This window comes from Nitrogeniibacter aestuarii, assembly GCF_017309585.1.
Classification (GTDB): domain Bacteria; phylum Pseudomonadota; class Gammaproteobacteria; order Burkholderiales; family Rhodocyclaceae; genus Nitrogeniibacter; species Nitrogeniibacter aestuarii.
The window spans coordinates 2,392,875-2,413,012 of sequence record NZ_CP071321.1 but is presented as its reverse complement, the minus strand read 5'-3'; the positions used below and the strand labels follow the sequence as shown (position 1 = coordinate 2,413,012).

The window sequence follows — 20,138 nt, the reverse complement described above, 5'->3', positions numbered from 1 at the left end:
GGAATGTATCGGCGCCGTATTTCGCGTAACTTCCCCTACACGGATAAAATGCGGCTTCCAAGGCGATTGACTTGAGGCATGACAGACGAAAATTTCATGGCCCGTGCCATTGAACTGGCGCACCTGGCCGCATCGAAAGGCGAGGTGCCCGTGGGTGCCGTGGTGGTTTTCGACGGGAAAATCGTGGGGGAGGGGTTCAACCAGCCGATCAGCCTCAACGATGCCACGGCGCATGCCGAGGTTGTCGCCCTTCGCGATGCCGGGCGGCGCCTGGGCAATTATCGGCTGCCTGGCTGCGAGTTATTCGTCACACTGGAGCCATGCATGATGTGCACGGGTGCCATATTTCACGCCCGGATCAGCCGTGTCGTGTTCGGTGCGCCCGATCCCAAGACGGGCGTCGCCGGGAGTGTGCTCGATCTGTACAAGGTGCCAAACCTGAACCACCACGCACGGATTGAAGGGGGCGTGCTCGCCGACGCCTGCGCCGAGCAGCTGAGGTCATTTTTCGCTCATCGCCGTGCAGCAGCCAAAAGGCAGAAGGAGATGGAATGAAAGCAGTGGTTCATCTCGGCCGCCAGCAGCTCGATCTCTTTGCCGACGATGGCACCCTGTTTCGGCGTTACCCGGTCTCAACGGCACTGAATGGTGCGGGGGAGCAGAACGGATCGGGTTGTACGCCGCGCGGACATCACATCGTGCGCGCTCTCATCGGTCGCGGACAGCCCAAATACGCGGCGTTCAGGGGGCGTCGGCCCACCGGCGAGGTCTGGTCGCCAACACTCGATGCATCACAGCCCGGGCGCGACTGGATTCTCAGCCGGATTCTGTGGTTGTCGGGCACCGAGCCCGGACGCAACCGCCTCGGCGACTGCGATTCCATGCGTCGCTATATCTACATTCACGGCACGCCGGAGTCGGAGCCCATGGGCGTGGCACGATCCCATGGTTGTATCCGCATGCGCAACGATGACGTGATCGAACTGTTCGATCTTGTCCAAGCGGGTCTACATATCGAGATCGTCGAATGAAGGTCTTGAGCGGGGCTTGGCTGCAGGCACGACCACATGTCTTGCCGCTACGTATCGCCGTGTTTGTCAATGAACAGGGCGTCCCCATCGAAATGGAAGAGGACGAACACGATGCGATCAGCCTGCACGCCTGGATCGAGAACGCGTCAGGGGAGGTGATCGCCACCGGTCGTTTGCTGCCAGACGGCCATCTTGGGCGGATTGCCGTCGATCGAGCTTGTCGCGGGCAGGGCCATGGGGGCGCAATACTCGAACATCTCATCACTGCCGCCCGCGACCGTGGCACGGCGGCACTTGCGCTGCATGCACAAACTTCGGCCTTGCCGTTCTACGAAAAATTCGGCTTCCAGTCAGAGGGGGACGTGTTCATGGAGGCGGGCATTGCCCACCAGCTCATGACACGCCAGACAGACTGAAGCGTTCGAACACCCGCCCAGATGGCGTTCCGTCGGGGTTCCAGGTCTGTTCGGCAAACTCGCACTGAGCGTTCCGGTCAAACATCACGACGCTCGTGCTTCGAGTGCCGTAACCCGGCGCGCGGATAAAGCAACTCGATAGCCTGCGCTCCCATTCCAGGGGCACCCCGGTGACGGGCAAGTCCGCGTCAGGGGCAGGCGTGTCGTCGTTCAACAACTGGAGCAGATCGGCCGGGGTGTCGATGCCATCGATCGCGTCGGCAAGTGCCTTGCGGGCTTGCTCCAGCTTTGGCCAGGGCGTGTTGAACAAGTGATTCGACAGCCCGTGAATCCCGGGCGGCACTGGGCGGAGCTTGAGCGTTGTACTTGCAAAAACGAAGAGCTGATCGAGATTGCCGGCAAGCAGGTTGAACGGATTGTATGCCGCTGCAGTCGCTTCAAGCCGGCCGAGCCACGATTGTTCGTCGTCTGCCGTGAGCGCATTGACGACGAGCTCCCCGCGGCTGCGTCGGTCGGGCGAATTCCGTGTCGGATCTCGAAAGTTGGTCAGCGCGGCAAAGCGCCCCTCACGCGTTACGCCCAGCCATGTGCCACCGCCTTCCAGATCGCGCCCCGCGAACAGCGACGAATGATCTGGCCACCAGTGGGCCAGGTCTGTCGGGCGCTCGAAAAACTCGTCCCGGTTGGCAACAACGATCAGCGGATAGCGGGGATGGACCTGCCAGGCAAGTGCAATCAGGCACACGGGACGAAATGCTCCGTATGACGATCCCCCTCGATCAGGGAGCGCAAGCCACCGGATGACACTGCCGCGTCAAGCCAGGCCATGAAGGCCTGCGCGTCGGGTACGGCGTCATACGCTTCCATGATGGTCAGCGGATCTTCCGCCCGGCAAGAAAGTGCGCCATCGACACCGACGTCGGCAGCAGCCCGGGCAATCAGCGCTTTCGCGCCCGCAAGGGCGGCGGCACGATTGGCCGCCGTCACCTTGTAATAGACGTAGATCTGACTCACTGACCTTGTGCGACATCCAGGGAGTAGGGCAGTGCGGCGAGTCGCAACTTGGTGCCGGCGGGCGAGCCGAGAAAGATCTGCCCTTCTTCAGCCGCCTGGATCTGCAGTACGGCCAGTGCCTCCACGCCGCCATTGGGGGCGGGGGCCACCGTCACGAGTTTGCCGATGGCCTGATCTTCGAATGCCGGGGCAAACAGCTCGTCACCGACCTTGGCGTCCGTATTGCCCGGGCCTTGCAGGTGATACATGCGTTTTTTCAGCTTGCCGAGGTACTGCGTGCGCGCGACGATTTCCTGGCCCGGGTAGCAGCCTTTCTTGAAGCTGACCCCGCCGATGAGTTCGTAGTTGAGCATCTGTGCGACGAAGTCATCCTGGGTGGCCTCGGTCACCAGCGGGATGCCGTTCTGAACGTCGAGCCAGTTCCAGGCGGCGGTGCCCGCCGGGGCCACGGACTGGGCCTGCAGCTGTGACCAGATGTCGGCCATGGCACCGGTCGGCGCATCGATGACCACGCGTTTCGCATCGAGGCGGATCACCGAGACGCCATTGCGCTGGCCGCACTTCATGGGCGCTGCAGGGACCGGCAGGTTGGCCTTGGCCAAGCACTCGGCGAGCACGTCGCTGGACACACCCAGCAACACCCGGTCCTCGGTCCCGTCCTTGAGCGCCACTTTGGCGCGCAGAACAAACATGCGAAGTTTCTTGAGAATGCCTTCGTGCACGTCTGCCGCCAACGCCAGCCGATAGCCTCCATCGGCGTGCCACAGCAGCATGCTGGCCAGCATGCGGCCTTTCGGGCTGTTGAAACTTGTCCATTGCGCCGAGTCCGCCGAGAGCTTCTTGACGTCGTTGGAGAAAAGATTGTGGAGGAAGTCGGTGACTTCTTCACCTTGGGCTTCGATACCCTTGAGGTGCACGAGCGGGACCATGACGGCGCCCTTGCGCACATTGGCCACGTCGGCAGAAGCATCGTCGGATACGATTCGGTTGCCTTCGACACGCAGGCTGGTGCCGTCGAGCAGAGTGTTCCAGATAGTCATGACAGTCAGGTCGTAATCAGGGGTAGAGGTGATCGGCTATTATAAGCCCCGCTGCGCGTCGGCGTTCGCGCCCGACGCATACTGACTTCTCTTTTTCGCCTTGATGAAAATACGATTTCTCATTGTCCTGCTGATTGTTCCCATCCTCCTCGTGGCCGGTGCTGCGCTGTGGGCCATAAACAAGGCCGATTCCGGGCTTGAGGTCAACCAGGGGGTGACCGAGGTGACCGTCCCCAAAGGCGCCTCCATGCGCGACGTCGCCCAGCTTGTCGCTGACGCGGGCGTTGAGATTGACCCCCGGTTTTTCTACTGGATGGCACGGCTGAGCGGCCAGGCGCACCAGATCAAGGCGGGCAGTTACGAAGTCAGGTCGGGCATTTCGCCTCGTGGATTGCTGGACAAGCTGGTCAGCGGGGACGTCATTCTTAGATCGGTCGCCCTGATCGAAGGATGGACCTTCCGCCAGGTGCGTCAGGCGCTTCAGCAGAATGAGGATCTCACGCACGAAACCGCTCAACTGACCGATGCTGAAATTCTCAAGCGCATCGGTGCCGAGGAATCGCATCCCGAAGGTCTGTTCTTTCCCGATACGTACAGCTTCCATCGGGGCGACTCCGAAATCGACGTGCTCAAGCGTGCCTATGAGCAGATGCAGACGCATCTTGCGGAACAGTGGGCCGGGCGCGATACCTCCCTACCGCTCAAGTCTCCCTATGAGGCCCTGATACTGGCGTCCATCGTCGAGAAGGAAACCGGGCAGGCCGAAGATCGGCCGATGATTGCGTCGGTGTTCATCAACCGGCTTCGGGTCGGCATGCTGCTTCAGACCGATCCGACCGTAATCTACGGCATCGGTGAGCGCTTTGATGGCAACCTGCGTCGCAATGATCTGACGCGCGACACGCCATACAACACCTACACCCGCAATGGCCTCCCACCCACGCCGATTGCCATGCCCGGTCTGGCATCACTGCGGGCGGCGCTGAATCCGCCCGAGTCCAAGTACTATTATTTCGTCGCACGTGGTGACGGCTCGTCGGAGTTTTCTCGAAGCCTCGCCGAGCACAATCGTGCCGTACGCAAATTCCAACTCAAGCGTTGAGACTCATGAGCGAAACCGCCACCAGGGCCAGATTCATTACGTTCGAGGGTATCGACGGCGCCGGCAAGAGCAGCCAGATTGCACGTTGCTGCGCCTGGCTTGCAGCGAATGATCATCCATTTGTCCAGAGTCGCGAGCCCGGCGGTACGTCGCTGGGTGAAAAGCTGCGCGCCTTGCTGCTTCACGAGTCCATGGATCTCGAAACGGAAGCCCTGTTGATGTTTGCCGCACGCAAGCAACACCTGGCCGAATTGATCGAACCGAAGCTCGCAGAAGGCACCTGGGTCGTGTCCGATCGCTTCACTGACGCCACCTACGCCTACCAGGTCGGCGGGCGCGGACTCGACGTGGCCAAGTTCGACGTGCTGGAGCACTGGGTGCATGCGGACCGGCAGCCCGACCTCACCTTTCTGTTCGATCTCGACCCGGCCGTCGCGGCGCAACGACTTGCCGGCACCGGCGAGGCGCCGGATCGTTTCGAGCGAGAAAAAGCAGACTTCTTCGCCCGTGTCCGCAACGCGTATCTTGTGCGCGCCGAGGCGGCGCCGGACCGGTTCTGCGTCATTGATGCTTCGCTCGATCCGGACACCATCGGCCTGGCACTCGAACGCGCGCTTATCGAGCGGTTCGGCGCATGATTCATCCATGGCTCGCCCCCTTGTGGCGTCAGGTGGTTCAGGGCGAAAGCCGACGGGCGCATGCCTTGCTCCTGAGCGGCGCACCAGGCCAGGGCAAACGGGATTTCGCTGAAAGCTACGCCGCTCGGGTGCTGTGTGCTCAGCCAAACGCGACTGGCGAGGCGTGTGGCGAATGCGAGGGATGCCGCTTGCGCATGTCAGGCAATCACCCTGACCTCATTCGCGTGGTACCCGAGGCGGAATTGCCGGAAGAACAACAGAGTTCGGGCAAGACCAAGCCGTCGACGCAGATCGTGGTCGACCAGATTCGGGCCTTGCGCGACAAGCTGGGCGTTACGGCACACCAGAACGGCACCCGGGTGGTGCTCATCGATCCCGCCGAGGCGATGAACACCAACACCGCAAATGCCCTGTTGAAGCTACTTGAGGAGCCGCCCCCCGAAACCCTCTTCCTGCTGATCAGCTCGGCGCCGCGCCGCCTGCTGCCGACCATACGCAGCCGCTGCCAGCAATGGTTTTTCCCGCGGCCCGACGCCAATGCGTCGAGCGCCTGGTTGCAGGAATCGATCGGGGAGGGCGGTGCCGCACTGCTGGCGCTGGCAGGGGGGATGCCGCTGGCCGCCCAAAGGATCGCGGACATGCAGGGCCATGAACTGCGTCGCCGTCTGATCAAGGACCTGCTTGGCATGCCGCCGAACGATCCGGTCATGGTGGCAGGTGACTGGGATGCCTGGCTGCGCTCGAAGAATGCAACCGACGCCGGCTTCGATCTGCCCATGCTCATCGACTGGGTTCATCGCTGGGTGTGGGATCTGGGGGCGCTGGCACTCGGGGCCAATGCGCGATTCTTTCCGGATTGTGCAGACCAGATGCAGGCGGTGGTCGCACGCGCCGACGAGCGTGCGCTGGTCGATTGCTACAATGCACTGGTTCAGATTCATCGGGCGGCCAGCCACCCGTTGAATTTTCGCCTTGTGCTTGAAGACCTGCTGATGCGTTACGCCAAGGCGGTACGTCCGGCTCAAGTCCGGGCCCAACCTGCGCGTTAACACGGTGTTCGAATGAAAACAGCAGGGCGCGTGGACCGCGCCCCAGCACGGAGAAGGTGATGAACAAACCCGCCGCCGCAGCCCGCCCAGGCGTTCTGTCGCTGAACATCAACTCGAAGTCGGCCCTTTACGCCGCCTACATGCCCTTCATCAACAACGGTGGCATCTTCGTGCCGACCGGGCGTGAGTACAAGCTGGGCGATGAGGTGTTCATGCTCCTGCAGATCATGGAAGACCCGACCAAGCACGCCGTGGCCGGCAAAGTCATCTGGGTCACGCCTGCCGGCGCCCAGGGCGGCAAGACCCAGGGCGTGGGCATCCAGTTCGCAGACGACGACGCAAGCAAGGTGCTGCGCGGCCGTATCGAGAACATTCTTGCGGGCCATCTGGGCTCAAATCGACCAACACATACCCTGTAGATTTCATGTTCATTGACAGTCACTGCCATCTCGATTTTCCCGAGCTTGTCGAACGCAAGGATGAGATCCTTGCAAAAATGGCAGAAAATCAAGTGGATACAGCGCTGTGCATCAGCGTCAAGCTTGAAACGTTTCCCAACGTGCTGGCACTGGCCAAAGCGCACGCGCATCTGTACGCCTCGGTCGGCGTCCATCCGGACAACGAGGACGTCGACGAGCCGGACGTCGCACGTCTTGTCGAACTGGCCAATGACCCGAAGATCGTGGCCATTGGCGAAACCGGCCTCGATTACTACTGGCACAAGGATGCGCCGGAATGGCAGCGGGATCGGTTTCGGGTGCACATTCGAGCGGCACGGGAAACGTGCAAACCGCTGGTCATTCATACGCGCAGTGCGTCCGACGACACCTTGCGCCTGATGCGCGAAGAGGGCGCCGATGTGCCCGGTGGCGTCATGCACTGCTTTACCGAAAGCCAAGAGGTCGCCCGCGCCGCCATGGACCTCGGCTTCTACATTTCGTTTTCAGGCATCGTGACCTTCAAGAACGCGAAAGAGCTCAAGGAAGTCGCCAGGTACGTGCCGCTCGACCGCATGCTGATCGAAACCGACTCGCCGTATCTCGCACCGGTTCCGTTCCGTGGCAAGACGAATGAACCTGGCTTCGTCAAACATGTCGCAGAACATATTGCTGAATTGCGCGGGATCGACGTCGAGACTGTCGCCGAGCGCACCAGCGAGAACTTCAAGACACTTTTTCGTATTGGACTCTGAGTCATGAAATCACTGATCGGTGCCGTCGCCGTCGCCGTCACCGTAGCGCTCGCCATGAGCAACCACGCACTGGCCGCAGCCTACGACGACTCCATCAACGCCGCACGCATGGGCAATACCAGCGAACTGTCGTCGTTGCTCGACCAGGGGCTGTTGCCGGACACCGTCGATGAAAACGGCAATTCACTGCTCATCCTCGCGTCACGCGAAGGAAACGTCGAGATTGTCGATCTGCTGATCAAAAGGGGCGCTCAGGTCGCTTACCAGAATCCGGCCGGTGACTCAGCGCTTTCACTGGCCGCACTTCAAGGGCACACCGAAATCGTCGACATGCTGCTCAACGCCGGTGCACCCATCGGCAACACGGGCTGGACGCCGATGATCTATGCGGCGTTCAACGGTCATCTCGAGATCGTCAAACGGACGATCGATCGCGGTGCGGTCATCGACCAGCGCGCACCGAACCAGGCCACCGCCTTGATGCTGGCCGCACGCAACGGCCATACCGAAGTTGTTCGCTACCTGTTGTCGAAGGGCGCGGATGCTACGCTCGAAAACGATCAGGGCCGGACCGCGCGCAGTTGGGCCCTGGAAAAGTCGAACACCGATGCGGCCGGTCTGATTGACGCTAACCTCAAAGCACGCGGCATCAAACCCAAGCCTTTGACCATCGAGATCAAGTAAGCCAGAAGGGACATCAATGATGTCCCTTCCATCGTGATATAAAACAGCGATAATTAAGATTATGTAAACACAAGAATGCAGGTTCGAGGAATTGAAAATAAGTCCGCCGTACTAAAAATTGACGGGTTTGGAGAATCTCGTACGATTTCTGCCCCACTTCGGTGCATCGGCTAAGAACCGTAGAATTTAGTCAGCAAAAAAATTGAGCTGCTTACAAACGTCAAACTATTAGTGCCACCACTGAGCCGTTGACGTTGCTCCGTTTGCACTGAAACATGTGCAGGCCCTAGAGAGCCAAACACGTCACTCGTTGGCGCAACCCTCCATTTGCTTGTGTAAGTCGCGAGTAAAAGCGACGCCGTGCAATCGTCGTGACGGTCGCCGAATTTGGAGACAATCCAAATGTCAGTCTGCCCGCCGTAGCTGCCTGACATGTGCTCCTTCCAAACCGAAGCGGATGACCTGCCGAAATTAACGACTTGCGCTTCTTACGCCACGTCTGGGGACACAATCCCAAACGCGCCCTCCCCCGGATGCGACCCTCTTTGCAGGACGGGTCGGGACGCTTGCAAGGGAGCGTCTAGAAATCGGCCTGAGCGGCCGGTGTCCTGAGCGATGAAAACAGGCGGCACTGGGCCGCTCCCCGGACGTTCGGCCGACATGAAGTGCAAACATTCCCACGCGCAAAAACCGATACTCTTGGGAGTTACAGGCCTCTTTAAAATCCGCTGACCATCGTCATCGTTTGCAAACCTCGAATTCGGAAATTGGAATTCCCAGGATTCTGTGGACACTGTGACGATGGCGAACGAAACGCCGGAGGTAACAAGTGCCCAACAAACCACATACAAGCGCCGTTCGGCGAAAGTACGAGTTCATCAAGAACAACGAGAAAGAGTACAGCGTTCAAATGATGTGCCGCTTGCTGAATGTAGCGCCGAGCGGCTACTACGCGTGGCTCACCAAGCCGGTCTCTGATCGGGCTCGCGAAGACAGACGTTTGATCGGCCTGATCCGAGCATCGTTCAATGCAAGCCAAGGTGTATACGGTGCTCCACGCGTTTTTCTCGATCTTAGAGAGGCTGGCGAGACGTGCAGCAAGCATCGTGTTGCTCGGCTGATGAAAGAGAATGGGATGCACGCGAAAGGCGGCTACCGGACCCGTCGCTACGTTGCTGGTGGCAAGTCAGCTGAGCTGATCCCCAATCTCGTCAAGCGCAATTTTGACGTCTCACAGCCCAACCGAGTCTGGGTTACCGACATCACGTATATCCGGACCTGGCAGGGCTGGCTCTACTTGGCAGTTGTACTGGACCTGTTCTCGCGCAAAGTCATTGGGTGGGCCACTCGCCAATCCATCCATCGAGAGCTCGTCTTGGACGCTCTCATGATCGCCGTGCGTCAGCGCGAGCCAGACGGCACAATCGTGCACTCCGACCAAGGCTCGCAATACGGCAGCGACGACTGGCGTCGTTTCTGTCGGTCAAATGGTCTACGGCCCAGTATGAGCCGGCGAGGCAACTGCTGGGACAATGCCGTCGCCGAATCCTTTTTCTCGAGCTTGAAGAAGGAGCGCATCAAGAAACGCATTTACAACACGCGTCAGCAAGCGACCGAAGATATCGCGGAATACATTGATGGCTTCTACAATCGAACGCGAAGACACAAGCATTTATCGGGAGTCAGCCCCGAACAATTTGAAGCCGCAGCAACCCGCAAGTAGCTCGGTGTCCACAGAATCCTGGGAACTCCAGCCCAATAAAACCAGTAGGTTAGGAACTTCGGGTTGAGTGCGTGTTATCCACCGAGCACTGCTCCTGTTGTTGGCCCAAGGCATGACGTAGCCCCTGCGGCGCAGAGCCGATTGGATTTAGTCTCGGTTTGTTGTCTCAGCTACGTTTCAGGCACGAAATTAACGTACGAAGTTCGACATTGGCATTTCGGCATCGCAACCCCATACTTACTGTTGCTTCAGAACGGTGGGCGCAACGAGCGTTCGCCAAGGTCTACTGAATAAATTGCCGATGGGGGCACCTGTCATGCACGAGACCGGTATCGACACGAAGCGTCGTAAGCTATTGCTAGGAGGTGCGTCGATAGCTTCACTTGCCGCCACGGGGTGCAGCACTGCCCCAACATCCGAGATTCCAAGGCTTTGTTCAGACAGAACAAGCCAATATTTGTCTGGTGCTGAAGCCCTGAATGCGTGGTCCAGGAGTGAAAGGTACTTCGACGCTCATTCCCACTTCTTCAACGCAGCTGACGTACCTGTTGCTGGATTCCTGTCCAAGTCGGTCGCCCACTCGCTTAAAGACGCGCGGCTGCGCGAACTGGTGATTGCTCTCGCGCCCATCGCCGAGTTCATTGGCAAGGCCTTCGCTCCGTCCCCGAAAAGAGAGATTGACGACCTGTGCGGCGCAGCAGAAGGGACTTCGGCCATGGCGCTTAAGGCTCGCTCTGCTAGCCTAGATGCCGCTATCGAAGCGAATCAACGCGCTGTCGGCAATGCGCTTTTCGAAGAAATACTGCGGCGCGACACACGCATCCCCGCCATCGTCAACGATGCGGTCCAGAAGACGCGAGACATTCGGCCCGAGTCCATCCTCCTCGATCCGCCGGGATTCAGTCGCGACTTCGTACAGGAGAGCGTGCGCCGAGGGTCTGCTCGTGTCGATGCGCCGTCGGGCCGAATCCGTCCCATGTTTAAACTCGGGCTCGTGACCGAGGAAGCCAGCCTCGCATCCATCCAGAATGTTTTCCAATTCGTTGGATTCATGTTGTCGCCGCGGCATCACAACCTGCGCAGCTATATCAAGCGGTTCTCTGAAGGATCTCCAGGTTTGCCGCTTTCAGGCTGCTTTGGCGCGATGGTCGACTTCAACTATTGGCTCGATTCCCCGGCGAAGGCCTCGACCATGCGAGACCAAGTGCTTATTCACGAGCAGATGGCATTGCTGTCGAACGGTTTCTTGATGCCACTGGTGGCCTACAATCCATGGGTAGATATTCAAGAAAATGACGCAAGCCTGAAGACTGTTGAGTGGGCGGTAAAAGAGCACGGTTGTGTTGGCGTCAAGATATACCCACCGATGGGCTTCTATCCCTTTGGGAATGAAAGAAATCCCATCAACGGGTCAAGTGATCCGCGCCCACATCCAAGGGCGCTCGATGAAAAACTTATCCAGTTCTTCACTAAGTGCGAAGAACTGGATGTTCCGGTAATGGCCCACGCCAACGCCTCAAACGGTCGGGACTCCTCGCACGACAAGCTTGCCGGAGTGAAGGGCTGGGAACTCCTGGACAGCTATCCCGGTTTAAAGTCGTTGTACGTAAATGCTGGACACTTCGGTGGTGCACACGCTCGCGACGACGGTGACTGGACGGCAGACTTTGTATATCTTATGAACTCAGCAGAGAAGCTTACCCTTTACGCTGACCTTGGGTACTGGGATGAACTTTTGGAATCTCAAGTCGCTCGCGACCGCCTGCGAGAAAACCTGCTGCTACCGGTCGGGCAAGAAACCGTAGCCGACCGGACAATGTTCGGCACCGATTGGCTCATGCTCAGCCAAGTTCCGGGCTGGGAAGCTTATCCCGAAGGCGTCGCCAATGTCATTCAAAATTACGACACAAGTGGCTTCGCTGCCCGGAAAATCCTCGGCAGCAACGTGCTGCAATTCTACGGGCTCGCCCAGAACTCAAAGCGGCAGAACATGCAGCGCGTTACGGCGTATTACACCAAGCCGGGCCGAACCTTGCCAGGATGGATGTGACCGTTAGAAGTTACAAAGGTAATGGGGAAACGCACCTGTCAGACATAAGCTCGCCATGAAACGCCGAACTGGTTTGTCGCCTGACTGTACTATTTCTATATGCGGAAATTTTAAAAATATAGATTCAATACTTAATCACCCCAGGTATCGCAGAGGCTCCAACTCTTGAGAGGATGAGGCATGATACGACCAGTCACTGGGTGAGCAAGCACAAAGGGTCTGACTCAAACAAAACAGCCTCCGAGATACCTGGGGCGATTAATTTCAGTTCGAAAGAGTCGATAGTTTTCGGCGGTCGCGAAGAAATAGCTGACCTTTGACAAGCCATGCGCCCGCAAATGCCATAACCGCGAGCGATTCTGACCAGAACATTCCTTGCGCAAGTTTGATTTTTGAAAACCACCACATCGCTACGCCAGAAGCGGCCATGACAATCGCACAAATTCTATAAACCTTATTTCGAATCCGCTTTTGTGGCGTTGGGTTTGTCGGAGTGAATGCCGAAAAGCGAAACCACATCAAAACAAAAACGACCGTGAAAAACGTGGCAACAAAATAAAGGTGAAGGCCAAGGATTCCGTGAGGAAAATAGCACGTTCCATCACGTAAGCATTCGCCGTTTTTTAAGGCCGGGATTGATTCTGTGACTATTCTCCCAAACGTAGGGTCCATGGGAAATATTGCGATGCCGATTGCTGACAGACCTGCTATGACGCCTAGCAAGGTGATGCAAAAGCGCCAGATGCTGCGCCAGCACTGAGGTCGGATTTGGATTTCATGGCGACTTGGTCGAAAGATTCGGAATTTCAATTCGCTTCGATTTGCCGAAGCGAAGGGCGACATGCGGTTCAGCACCCATGTTCGGCGCCCGCTTCATGCCGGTACCCCCGAATGGCTCAATTTGGCAATTCTGAGCAGGTTATATGCCGCGCCCGATATGAACGCGGCCATCTGGGTTTTCGCCCGTCCGACGAAGCGGCTCTTTCTCATTCCACCGATCGTCTTGAGCCAGCCAAATATCTCTTCGACCCTTTTGCGCTTCTTCTGGCTACTTCTGTAGCCCTCGGTTCGCGTCGTTCGGCCGTCGAGCCCTGGTGTTTTTCGATTCTCGATTCGCGCAATGTGCGGTCGAATTTCATGCTCGCGCAACTGCGAAACGAAGTCCTTCACGTGATAGCCCTTGTCCGCCGCTAGGCTCTTGGGGTGAATCCGGCGACGCCGGGCGCGAGTGAGCATTTGACTGGCTGCACGGTGCTCCGCTTGCGTCGATTCGGTCACCAGAATGTCCACGCACAAGCCGTTGCGGTTCTCCATGAGCACATGGCCGCCGTAGCTGAGCTTGGCCGGCTGTCCGTTGCCTTTGCGCATGAGCCGGGACTCTGGATCGGTCGTGCTCTGGTGCGTCGCGTTCGAGCGCTTCTCGCCCTTGAAATCGACCATGCCCGTGCCGTCGCCGCCATCCTTGGGCGGCTCGCCGTCCTTGCGCTTGAAACTCTTGAACGAGGCCCACGCATCGATCAGCGTGCCATCAACGGTGAAATGATCGGAAGACAACAGGCGCTCACGGCGCGCAAGGCAGACGACTTCATCGAAGAATCGGCGCGCGATGTCGGTGACGACCAGGCGCTCGCGCAAACGGCTGAAATTGGATTGATCCAGGCTGGCGCTCTCAAGGTTCATGTCGAGAAACCAGCGGAACAGGATGTTGTAATCGAGCTGCTCGCAAAACTGACGGTCGGAGCGAATCGAATACAGCGCAATGAGCAACTGTCCCTTGAGCAAACGTTCCGGCGGAATCGACGGGCGACCGACGCTCGAGTACAGCGCGTTCAATTCCCCGGAAATGGCGTCAAGCGCCCGATCCGCCAATTGCTTGACCGCTCGCAGCGGATGATCCGCAGGTACGCGCGACTCGGCAGAGAAGTAGTGGAACATCGAGGACTGGGGATCGAGTTGGCCGCGCATCGTAGTCAGGACAAGGGTTTCGGGAGTACTACTATGACAATCGCCAACTCTGGGCGTTCACTTGGTTTTGCATCAACCTGCTAGCCATAGATCAACGACACTAGGCGTTCTATAACACGCGAGCATCGCTCCGCAAAGTACTAACGTTCCAACGAACACTTCACGCATTCCCGTGTAGTAGTGTGCGCTAATAGTGCTTAGATCTGTAATTCCTTCAAAACGCCAAGCACCTATTCTTACTAAAATTGGCATTAACAAACCTGTAATACCAACTGCAATTCGAAGAGAGTAATAAGATACATAATATTTCTCCTCTTCAAAATTTGTCGATTCCATATAGGCAGCCCTTATGTTAGTCCCTCAAAACCCTGGTATCTTTTTTATCGATACAAACTGAATAATCGAAGTGAGCGCCTCGGACGCCAAATCGGAATAGTCCGACTGTAATTAATCCAGTGGCCACGCCAGACGCCCAAAGATAATATTTAGCGAAGCCTTCCCAATCATTCCACGCGCCGCTAATCCCATAAAACGCCAATAGGAGACATGCGCCACCATTACTCACAATTCCGGACCATATGGCACCAATGGCACGCTGGCCAGATAGTGCGGATTGAAGGCCAACGATATATCCGACGCATAGGGCAACATATGCCAAACCAAGCAAACGGATGAACATGTAAGTCGGTTGTTGCGGTAAGCCTATCGAAGTTAGAAGTGATGGCGGGAAAAGAATTAAGGGCGTGCACCAGAAGAAAATGGTGAAAGTTATCTTGAACAAAAAAACTCTAGACAGATAAGTTAGCGCCATGTTGACAACATCAAGATTGATATAATTTACAAAATTGAAATATACTACACTGCTGTTTAACCAACCTAGCTCCCAAAAGCTCCTGTCACGGTGACTAAGAATGGACCCCTTCATTCAATTTAATATGGTTTGTGACGAAATGGAGAAACCTGCTCTCGTTACTATGATCATCGCAACTCGATTAGCAATTTTAGAATACGCATTGTCATTTTTTTATGGTTAGAGGGTGTTCTCTCGGGCGTCAAGCAAATGTCAGTTCCAGTTTCAAAGTTGCCGTAGCTTGGACGACAGTCGTAGACCGCTCCTAGCCGAACGCTGCCCCACGGAAGCGGTTCCGCCAATGAAATGGGCACCTGTCGGTGCCCATTTTCGTTCTGCTCGATCATCACCAGTCGAACCTGCCACAGGACTCATTGCGACAAGGTTTAGTCCGTAGCTGCAAGCGGTGGTGCGCAAAGTGACAACAATTAGTCCTAACCTTCCACGCAACGCGTCTTCCAAGGACCGATCAGTTCACTGAATCTTGCTGCATCAGAAGTGCAGCATAATAAAAACAGGGGGTTAGCAACTTCGAAACGGAGAGGAATCAGTAAGGCGCACTAAATATCCGGCTCCAGCGCCCTGAGCTTGGCGCTGTATGGATGTGCTGATGCCAAGGCCGTTCGCAGCGACATCCATTCGATGCCCCGTGCTTCTGGTGCTGTCTGCTACATCGGAGAAAAGGACTCAGCACGACTTAGGCTTTCGTGACCGAGCCGGATTGCAGATGCTCGAGTTTCGCCTTGATGGCCGCAGCAGCGGCCTGCATGGCGTAGTCAAGCGTCTGAAGGTGTGACGCGAGCACAGTTTCGTCTGCTTCTTCGTTGACGGCGGCTTCGAAGATGCGTGCCGCCTCCTGCAGCTGGACTGCGCCGACCTGACCCGCCGCGCCCTTGAGGCTGTGGGACGCCAGGCTCATGGCGTTCATGTCGCCGGCGTTGAATTCGCCCTGAATCTTGTCGATGCTGCCCTCAAAATGCTTGAGGAAGCTGGTCAGCGTTCGGGCGTAAAGCGCTTCGCGCCCCATACAACGTTTCAGACCCGCTTCGACGTCCAGGACGGCACCGTCAGCCGAGGCTGTGGTGACGTTGGTGGAGGCGTCCTGCTCCGATGGGGTTTCGCTCGCCTTGGTCCATTTCATGATCTTTCCCAATAGTTCTTCCGGGTCAATCGGCTTGCCCAGATGGTCGTTCATACCCGCATCGAGGCATTTCTGTCTGTCGGAGGCCATGGCATTGGCCGTCATGGCGATAATGGGCAGCCGCCTCAGGGTCGGTAGCTCGCGAATGGCCCGTGTGGCCGCCAGTCCGTCCATGATCGGCATCTGCATGTCCATGAGAACGACATCGAAGGGCCGCTGTTGTGCCATCTGCAGCGCAGTGGCGCCATTGGTCGCCAGGGTCGTCTTGACGCCGAAGTGCGCAAGCATGGCCAGCGCGACCTCCTGATTGAGTGGATTGTCTTCAACAAGTAGCACAGATACGTCCGTCATGCCGGCCGGTGCTGTCAAACGACTCGACGCACGGCCTTTGCGTTTGGTGGCCTCCTTGTTGCCGACTTTGACCTGTACGGTGAACCAGAACTCGGCGCCCTCACCTTCAATGCTGTTGACGCCGACTTCTCCGCCCATGTGTTCGGCGAGCTGCTTCGAGATCGCGAGGCCGAGTCCCGTGCCGCCGTGCTTGCGGGTGATGGAGGTATCGGCCTGTTCGAAACTCTGGAACAAGCGCACTTGGTGGGATTCGCTCAGGCCCGGCCCGGTGTCCCTGACACTGAAACGCAGCATGAGCCCGTCCGCGCTCGACCCGGCTGTGGCGACCCTGATATCGACGCGGCCCGCTTCGGTGAATTTCACCGCATTGTTGGCGTAGTTGGTCAGCACCTGGGCAATGCGCATCGGGTCACCGCGCAGACAGGCCGGTACATCCGGCTCCACAGCCAGCGAAAACGCCAGGCCTTTGGCGCTGGCGGCACTGCCGACCATGGCGGCAACATCGTCGAGGACGTCACCGAGCATGAAATCGACCTTGTCGATGATCATCTTGCCGGCTTCGATCTTCGAAAAATCGAGCACATCGTTGAGGATGGCCAGCAGGTGCTGCCCTGCCCCCTGAATCTTTTCGAGCTGACCACGCTGACCATCGGTGAGCGACGCATCATTAAGCAAGAGGTGGGTCATGCCAAGGATGCCGGTCATGGGCGTGCGGATTTCATGGCTCATGTTGGCCATGAAGTCGGTTTTTGCCGCCGCCGCCTGTTCCGCCATGGTCTTGGCACGCTGAATGGCTCGAATGGTTTCGTGTGACTGCGTCATGTCCTCAAGGATGGCGACGACGCCTTCATCGATGCTGCCTTCCGAGACGCGTTGAACCGTGACCCGCCCCGGGAAGATGCTCCCGTCCTTGCGACGCAGGTCCACTTCCTGACGTAGCGCGCCGGTGCTGTTGACCGTCTCCTCGATGAGTTCGCCAACGGCCTCGAACACCTCGTCACAGGCGTAGAACAGCCGTGTCGATTTGCCCAGCATTTCGTCAATGCTGTAGCCCAGCAAGCTTTCCATCGCGCGATTGCAGCGACGCACCTTGCGTTCCACGACGAATACGACGCCCACCTGTGTCGCGTCGAAAATGGCCTGTTGTTCGTTGTTCGCCTGCCGCAGCTCTTCGGTCATTTCCGCCAGCTCCGCGGTACGCGTCGCCACACGGGCTTCCAGCTCCTTGCGCAGCATGCGCTCTTCAGCCTGCGCCTTCTTTTCGGCCGTGATATCGATCCATGAGGCATGCCGGATCGTACGCCCGCCCATCTGCATCGTGGTGACCAGAATGCGCAGCTCCACGGGTGTGCCGTCCTTCTTCAGATGCGTCCACTCGAAGGTAGCCGCTCCGTTCAAGTCCGACATCTCCCCGATCCGTACCAATCGTTCCGTTGCCAATTCGCCATCTGGAAACACAGCGGGGGTGAAATCCAGCACATCGTGACCAATCATCTCTTCCGGGGACGCCATTCCAAGAAGATCGGAAGCCGCCCGATTGACATCCACATAGCGAAGGCTCTCGTTCTCAAGCACTGCAAGCACTGATGGGAGCATGGAGTCGGCGAACAATCGACGAAACCGCTCCTCGCTGGCCACGAGTTTCTTCAGTGCAGACTTCTCTTCGGTGATATCCGTCCAGACGATGTGGTAGTACTCGTGGCCCGCGATACGGATCGGGGTCAGCCCCACACGAACCTGTATCTCACGGCCCGAGCGGTGCAGATGGACCCATTCGAATTCGCAGGCGCGCTTGCCTTGGGCCTCGCGAATGAGTTCTTCGATCCGCTCCTGGCACGGTACACCGTTGATGGTCGGCGGAGAAATGTCCGAAGCGCCCAGGCCGACGAGCTCGTCTTCACGTTCGAAGCCGATCAATTCAAGCGCCGCCTTGTTCGCCTCGGTAAAGCGCCAGTTCTCCATCAGCAGTGTGGGTTGGCGTGTGTCCTGGAACAGACGACGAAAGCGCTCTTCACTCTCGGAAAGACTGGTCTTTTCGTGCTCCAGTGCGCGCATCGCCCTCTTCTCGGCACTGATATCGGTCCAGACGACGTGGAACAGCACGCGTTCGTCGAACGTGAATTCGGTCATCATCACGCGGGTGTCGATCAGATGACCGTCGACATGTTGATGTTGCCACTCGAATTCACACGCGCCGTCGCGGGTGGCCGAGGTGATGATCTGCTCGATTTCAACATCGATATTCCGACCGTCGGGCAATTGCGCAGGTGAGATGTCACGAGGCCGCAAGCCCACCAGGTCGTTGGCTTCTTTCATACCCAGAAAGGCAACCGCCGCCGCATTGGCGTCCACAAAATAGCCATCGGCCAGCAGCAAGGTGGCTTGATGCGTCTCGGTGAAAAGACGTCTGAATCGACTCTCACTGGCCGCCAGGCTGGCTCTTTCCCGCTCCAGTTCGGCTTCTGCGGCTTTCTGCCCGGTAATGTCGTTCCAGATCACATGCAGGACGGCCCGCTCACCGATAAGTATGTGGGTGAGTAGCACGCGGGTATTGATCGGGCGCCCGTCGGGGCGCACATAGGCCCATTCGAACGCTTGTGACCCCTGCTCGTTGAGGCGTGCCTGAATCTCCTCGATTGCATCCCGGGAAATGCACCCATCAGGTTGAACGTCGGGTGATATGTCCAGTGGTGTCAATCCGATGAACCGGGCCTCGTTGTCGACGCCGAACATGTCGAGGGCGGCCCGGTTGGCTGCGATGTAACGCCCATTTTCAAGCAGCGCGGCTGGCTGGCGTGAATCTTCAAAGAGGCACCGGAACCGCTCTTCGCTTTCCTGCAGGCTGGCGCGTTCGCGCTGAAGCTCGCTCGTCTTCGTCACCACGGCGCGACGCAGCGTGAAAATCCACACTGCCATGAGCGCGGCGACCACGGCAGCCGCTGCCACAGCCCAACCCGCCGTTCGTAACAGCGAGGACCAATCCCGCTGGGTACCGAACCAGTGCTCCTTGAGTTCGGCGATTTCGGCTTCCGGGATCATGTCCATGCCCGCCTGAACCTGTTCGAGCAGGCCTGAGTTGCCTTTCAGGACGGCAAAGCGCATCTGACCGGCGTACAGGTCGAAGGCTTTGACGAAGTCCTGTCGGGCGTCGCGCGCATAGAGGTAGTAGTCGACCGAGGATTCATCCATGCAGAATGCGGCCACTTCCTGGCGGATTGCCGCATCGATGACCGTGCTGTAGTTACGATACTCGGCGAACAGGTCGAAACCATGTTGGCGAAGATGGTCGATACAGGCGTCGCCACTTTGCACACCGATCTTGAAGGCACGAAGCGCGCCGAGCTCACCCAGGGTGCCCAGATGCCTGTCGGTGAACAGGGACACGTTGATGTCAGCGTAGGGCTCGCCGAATTCATAGGTGCCACGCCGTGAGTCCATCACAAAGATGGTGTCGATGACATCGGCGCGACCGCCCTGGATATGCGCTTGAGCCTCGGCCCACGGCAAGGGGCGAAGATCCACCTTGATGCCGGTCTTTTCGGACCACAGCGCCCACAACTCAACCAGATACCCATCGGCGACGCCCTTCTCATTCAGATAGAGGTAGGGCGGGTAGTTCTGGTCTGCCACCACAACGAGGGCGCGCCCGTTCGGCGCGGGAACGGTATCTTGCGCAAGCACCGTACCTGCCACGCTCAGCTGACACAGACATGCGACGCCAAGCACGAGCAACGTGCGTGCGGCCTGCAGCAAGGTGGCAGAGAAGAATCCGGTCACTGGGCCAATCGGGGGGGCAATTGATCAAACCAACCGGGTCCGAACGTTCGCCGGCAGGTGCCAACTTTGTGCCGTTCTTGCGAGTAAGTGAGCGCTCGTCGAAACATCATTCCTG

At 58.0% G+C, this 20,138-nt stretch carries 16 protein-coding genes and 1 pseudogene; 11 read left to right on the top strand and 6 right to left on the bottom strand.

Annotation, left to right across the window (positions count from 1 at the left end; all coding sequences use genetic code 11):
- The first annotated feature begins 78 nt into the window (after window positions 1–78).
- The 3 genes from tadA to J0W34_RS11030 are packed head-to-tail and all read left to right on the top strand — an operon-like array spanning window position 79 to window position 1,447.
- Window positions 79–555 (top strand): tRNA adenosine(34) deaminase TadA, encoded by a 477-nt coding sequence (gene tadA, locus J0W34_RS11040; RefSeq protein ID WP_230968841.1) that lies wholly within the window; start codon window positions 79–81, stop codon window positions 553–555.
- Entirely contained in the window at window positions 552–1,031 is a 480-nt protein-coding gene (locus J0W34_RS11035) for a L,D-transpeptidase (RefSeq protein ID WP_230968840.1), read from the top strand. Before tadA ends, J0W34_RS11035 begins: the two co-directional genes overlap by 4 nt.
- Window positions 1,028–1,447: a GNAT family N-acetyltransferase gene (locus J0W34_RS11030; RefSeq protein ID WP_230968839.1), complete on the top strand. Its 420-nt coding sequence runs from the start codon at window positions 1,028–1,030 to the stop codon at window positions 1,445–1,447. Before J0W34_RS11035 ends, J0W34_RS11030 begins: the two co-directional genes overlap by 4 nt.
- Here J0W34_RS11030 and J0W34_RS11025 read toward each other — a convergent pair.
- From J0W34_RS11025 to ygfZ, 3 genes are read right to left on the bottom strand one after another with little or no spacing between them, the layout of a single operon-like run.
- The gene (locus J0W34_RS11025; RefSeq protein ID WP_230968838.1) at window positions 1,425–2,192 is read right to left on the bottom strand and encodes an NRDE family protein; all 768 of its coding nucleotides are present in this window, start codon (window positions 2,190–2,192) and stop codon (window positions 1,425–1,427) included. The genes J0W34_RS11030 and J0W34_RS11025 overlap by 23 nt on opposite strands.
- The gene (locus tag J0W34_RS11020) at window positions 2,183–2,461 is read right to left on the bottom strand and encodes a DUF4936 family protein (RefSeq protein WP_230968837.1); all 279 of its coding nucleotides are present in this window, start codon (window positions 2,459–2,461) and stop codon (window positions 2,183–2,185) included. Before J0W34_RS11020 ends, J0W34_RS11025 begins: the two co-directional genes overlap by 10 nt.
- Entirely contained in the window at window positions 2,458–3,501 is a 1,044-nt protein-coding gene (gene ygfZ / locus J0W34_RS11015) for a CAF17-like 4Fe-4S cluster assembly/insertion protein YgfZ (protein ID WP_230968836.1), read from the bottom strand. Before ygfZ ends, J0W34_RS11020 begins: the two co-directional genes overlap by 4 nt.
- Before the next feature lie 103 nt (window positions 3,502–3,604).
- Between ygfZ and mltG the strand changes: the two genes are divergently transcribed.
- The 8 genes and pseudogenes from mltG (at window position 3,605) to J0W34_RS10975 (ending at window position 11,939) form a co-directional block, all read left to right on the top strand.
- A complete protein-coding gene (mltG, locus tag J0W34_RS11010; protein ID WP_230968835.1) occupies window positions 3,605–4,603 on the top strand; it encodes an endolytic transglycosylase MltG in 999 nt (332 codons plus the stop codon).
- Between the two features lie 5 nt (window positions 4,604–4,608).
- Entirely contained in the window at window positions 4,609–5,241 is a 633-nt protein-coding gene (gene tmk, locus J0W34_RS11005) for a dTMP kinase (RefSeq protein ID WP_230968834.1), read from the top strand.
- Window positions 5,238–6,290, top strand: coding sequence for a DNA polymerase III subunit delta' (gene holB / locus J0W34_RS11000; protein WP_230968833.1), 1,053 nt, complete (start codon window positions 5,238–5,240; stop codon window positions 6,288–6,290). The genes tmk and holB overlap by 4 nt, the downstream gene beginning before the upstream one ends.
- Before the next feature lie 59 nt (window positions 6,291–6,349).
- Window positions 6,350–6,709 (top strand): PilZ domain-containing protein, encoded by a 360-nt coding sequence (locus J0W34_RS10995; protein ID WP_227814480.1) that lies wholly within the window; start codon window positions 6,350–6,352, stop codon window positions 6,707–6,709.
- A gap of 5 nt (window positions 6,710–6,714) precedes the next feature.
- Window positions 6,715–7,482, top strand: a complete 768-nt coding sequence (locus tag J0W34_RS10990) for a TatD family hydrolase (protein WP_230968832.1) — start codon at window positions 6,715–6,717, stop codon at window positions 7,480–7,482.
- A gap of 3 nt (window positions 7,483–7,485) precedes the next feature.
- Complete coding sequence (locus J0W34_RS10985; RefSeq protein ID WP_230968831.1) at window positions 7,486–8,166, top strand: ankyrin repeat domain-containing protein; 681 nt, start codon at window positions 7,486–7,488, stop codon at window positions 8,164–8,166.
- A gap of 859 nt (window positions 8,167–9,025) precedes the next feature.
- A pseudogene (locus J0W34_RS10980) lies at window positions 9,026–9,889 on the top strand (IS3 family transposase); the annotation flags it as partial.
- 316 nt (window positions 9,890–10,205) lie between these two features.
- On the top strand, window positions 10,206–11,939 hold the full coding sequence (locus tag J0W34_RS10975; protein WP_230968830.1) for an amidohydrolase family protein: 1,734 nt from the start codon (window positions 10,206–10,208) through the stop codon (window positions 11,937–11,939).
- A gap of 264 nt (window positions 11,940–12,203) precedes the next feature.
- On the opposite strand, the gene J0W34_RS10970 is transcribed toward J0W34_RS10975, so the two are convergent.
- From J0W34_RS10970 to J0W34_RS10960, 3 genes are all read right to left on the bottom strand, one after another.
- The gene (locus J0W34_RS10970) at window positions 12,204–12,782 is read right to left on the bottom strand and encodes a hypothetical protein (RefSeq protein WP_230968829.1); all 579 of its coding nucleotides are present in this window, start codon (window positions 12,780–12,782) and stop codon (window positions 12,204–12,206) included.
- A 30-nt stretch (window positions 12,783–12,812) separates the two neighbouring features.
- A complete protein-coding gene (locus J0W34_RS10965) occupies window positions 12,813–13,904 on the bottom strand; it encodes an IS5 family transposase (RefSeq protein WP_230968828.1) in 1,092 nt (363 codons plus the stop codon).
- Window positions 13,905–15,451: 1,547 nt separating this feature from the next.
- Window positions 15,452–20,023 (bottom strand): PAS domain S-box protein, encoded by a 4,572-nt coding sequence (locus J0W34_RS10960; RefSeq protein ID WP_230968827.1) that lies wholly within the window; start codon window positions 20,021–20,023, stop codon window positions 15,452–15,454.
- Window positions 20,024–20,138 lie beyond the last annotated feature (115 nt).

Bases quoted from the DNA above. Each gene is read 5' to 3' on its own strand.
- tadA (WP_230968841.1), top strand. From the start codon at position 79: ATGACAGACGAAAATTTCATGGCCCGTGCCATTGAACTGGCGCACCTG.
- J0W34_RS11035 (WP_230968840.1), top strand. From the start codon at position 552: ATGAAAGCAGTGGTTCATCTCGGCCGCCAGCAGCTCGATCTCTTTGCC.
- J0W34_RS11030 (WP_230968839.1), top strand. From the start codon at position 1,028: ATGAAGGTCTTGAGCGGGGCTTGGCTGCAGGCACGACCACATGTCTTG.
- ygfZ (WP_230968836.1), bottom strand. From the start codon at position 3,501: ATGACTATCTGGAACACTCTGCTCGACGGCACCAGCCTGCGTGTCGAA.
- mltG (WP_230968835.1), top strand. From the start codon at position 3,605: ATGAAAATACGATTTCTCATTGTCCTGCTGATTGTTCCCATCCTCCTC.
- tmk (WP_230968834.1), top strand. From the start codon at position 4,609: ATGAGCGAAACCGCCACCAGGGCCAGATTCATTACGTTCGAGGGTATC.
- holB (WP_230968833.1), top strand. From the start codon at position 5,238: ATGATTCATCCATGGCTCGCCCCCTTGTGGCGTCAGGTGGTTCAGGGC.
- J0W34_RS10995 (WP_227814480.1), top strand. From the start codon at position 6,350: ATGAACAAACCCGCCGCCGCAGCCCGCCCAGGCGTTCTGTCGCTGAAC.
- J0W34_RS10990 (WP_230968832.1), top strand. From the start codon at position 6,715: ATGTTCATTGACAGTCACTGCCATCTCGATTTTCCCGAGCTTGTCGAA.
- J0W34_RS10985 (WP_230968831.1), top strand. From the start codon at position 7,486: ATGAAATCACTGATCGGTGCCGTCGCCGTCGCCGTCACCGTAGCGCTC.
- J0W34_RS10975 (WP_230968830.1), top strand. From the start codon at position 10,206: ATGCACGAGACCGGTATCGACACGAAGCGTCGTAAGCTATTGCTAGGA.
- J0W34_RS10970 (WP_230968829.1), bottom strand. From the start codon at position 12,782: ATGTCGCCCTTCGCTTCGGCAAATCGAAGCGAATTGAAATTCCGAATC.
- J0W34_RS10965 (WP_230968828.1), bottom strand. From the start codon at position 13,904: ATGCGCGGCCAACTCGATCCCCAGTCCTCGATGTTCCACTACTTCTCT.